This is a genomic window from Aerococcus sp. L_32 (genome assembly GCF_050689315.1).
Window position 1 is genome coordinate 1 of record NZ_JBOEQF010001280.1, and the last position, 514, is coordinate 514.

1 protein-coding gene is annotated in these 514 nt (G+C 37.7%); it reads left to right on the forward strand.

Annotated elements, in window-relative coordinates:
• A partial coding sequence (locus tag ACRCJ0_RS19325) for an FAD-binding protein (RefSeq protein ID WP_431391845.1) occupies positions 1-137 on the forward strand: 137 nt, incomplete at its 5' end.
• Between the last annotated feature and the right edge of the window lie 377 nt (positions 138-514).

A 514-nucleotide genomic window follows, 5' to 3' on the forward strand; every position in this document is an offset into this window, starting at 1 on the left:
TGATTCCTGGACTATTCGCTGCTGGTGAAGTTGCTGGTGGGATTCACGCTGGTAACCGTCTAGGTGGTAATGCCTTAGCTGACATCTTTACCTTCGGACGGATTGCAGCCATCACTGCCATAGCCGAAATTGACTAAGTATAAGTTATGAAAATCAATAAAATAAGAAAAGCACGTTACTTCAAAGAGTAGCGTGCTTTTTGCTTAGCGTTTATCTATCAAATATCGCTTTAATACAAAATCCAATATACATCCGGTTATGACCGATAAGGTTAGGAAATAGAACAGATAGGTTAGCCCCACTGAAGTTGAATCTTAGAATAATTGCTCTTTAAATGTCCTTAGTGATGAGGAATTAACTGTCTTAATTATCCACGTTCTCATCTGGTACTGTTGTGACATGTTCATCCTGATACGGTGTATTGATATAATCTTGTATCTCTTCAACGGTGATATTCTCACTATTGATATCTTCGATTTCACTATTGTAAATTTGCCCTTCAAAGAAATGGAAG